Annotated in this window: 2 protein-coding genes; both read left to right on the top strand. The window is 63.9% G+C overall.

The features are described 5' to 3' along the window. Positions 1 to 765, top strand: a 765-nt coding sequence (gene glgP, locus BP858_RS04660; RefSeq protein ID WP_286878972.1) for an alpha-glucan family phosphorylase, incomplete at its 5' end; no start/stop codon positions are given. A gap of 459 nt (positions 766 to 1,224) precedes the next feature. After that, the coding region (locus BP858_RS04655; protein WP_286878971.1) for a sulfite exporter TauE/SafE family protein at positions 1,225 to 1,793 on the top strand (569 nt) is incomplete at its 3' end.

Below are 1,793 nucleotides of genomic sequence, written 5' to 3'. Positions count from 1 at the left end.
GCGAACCTGGCTGCCGAGGGGCTGATGCTCGACACCACGGCGCTGACGATCGGATTTGCCCGCAGGTTCGCCGAGTACAAGCGGGCCGACCTCATCTTCGAGGACCTAGACCGGCTCGATAGAATCGTGAACAACCGTTGGAGACCGGTGCAGTTCATCTTCGCAGGGAAAGCGCATCCGGCCGATGAGAAGGGCAAGCGTATCCTCCAGAAGATCTACCAGTACTCCCAGGACCCCAGGTTTGGAGGCCGGATATCTTTCATCGAGGACTACGATGAGCAGCTTGCGCGCTACATGGTCCACGGCGTGGACGTCTGGATGAACACCCCGGTCCCGCTCATGGAGGCGAGCGGCACGAGCGGTATGAAGGCAGGGATGAACGGGGTGCTGAACCTCTCCGTCCTGGACGGCTGGTGGGTCGAGGGCTACAACGGCAGAAACGGCTGGGCATTCGAAGGCCACGCCCCCTACGGGGGGAACAACCGGGCTGATGCAAACACGCTCTATGACCTCATCGAGAACGAGATCGCACCACTCTACTACTCGCGGACGATAGACAACGTCCCGCACAAGTGGGCCAGGATGATGAAGGAGTCGATAAAGAGCATCGCTCCCCAGTACTGCTCCCTCCGGATGCTCAAGGAATACATCACGAACTACTACCCCTCGGTCTGCATGTATGCGGCCGAGCCGGGGAGGACGATGGCCGGTATTCAGGAAGTCTGCCCCACGGAACCAGGTTCCGGCGGTTTCACGGAGAAGTGAAGAGTTACTGGAGCATTTCACTTTATTTTGCGGGTCCTGATGCGGATCGCCAGCCGCTCGCGTGAGGCGATGGTACCCATGAACACGACCTATTCCCCGGGCGATCCCGGGCAGTGGACCGTGGTGGGAATCGTCCTGGGGGGGCGGGGGCAGGGGAGGGGGCTCGCCTCCTCCCCGCACAAGCCGGACCCGGGGGCACGATGCACCAGAGCAGGGGGTCTCCCACTCGCCAGATCGGGGCGGTATCCATGGGAAATGTTAGATGAAATGGTCCACTACGATATAGTATATGACATCCTGTCCGTTAGCGGCCCGGCTCAGAGAGGAAGAGGGCTACCCTGCAGTCTGCGGCGTGAGACGGCGTATCTTTTCATGTGATGGCGATCTGGCGCCCGATGGTCTCCACAGGGCCGCCGTCTACCTGACGCGGTTTGAGCCCGGCAGCGGGGACCCGGAAACATGACGGGAGACCGGATCGCCGGGTGGCGGCGCATCGTCCCGGTAGCGGCGCTCTCGGCCGTGATCGCGGTCATGCTCGGGGCGGCGCTCGCCGTCGGCACGGGGGTGACCCCGGACTCCCCGCCGTTCACGCCGGCCGCCCTGCTCCTCCTCTTTGTGATCGGCGTCATTGCCGGGATTCTCGGTGGTCTGATCGGCGTCGGCGGGTCGACGATCATGCTCCCGATCATGTACTTCTACCTCGGGTTCCCGGAGCCCGTCGCCATCGGGACCGGGCTTTTTGTGGTCATATTTACCTCGCTCTCCGGCGCCTCCGGCCACCTGGTGCGGGGGAACCTGGACCGGCGGGTGGCGGCCTGGATCGCCGCCGGCGGCCTTATAGGGGTTCTCATCGGGTCCTGGCTCTTCTCCTTCCTCGTCGGCCACATCCGCGTGCTCGGCCTCATCCTGGGGCTGGCGTTCCTCGCCCCGTCCATCAGTATGATCCGCGAGGGAGTCAGACCAGAGGCCGGCCCGGAGCCGGAGTGCATCGGGGGCACGCCCCCCGGTCATCTCCTCTTCGGCACCGG

The organism is Methanoculleus sp. UBA413, from assembly GCF_002502935.1.
GTDB lineage: Archaea > Halobacteriota > Methanomicrobia > Methanomicrobiales > Methanoculleaceae > Methanoculleus > Methanoculleus bourgensis.
Note: the sequence above shows the minus strand (reverse complement) of the source record. Positions and strands in the feature narration are given on the sequence as shown.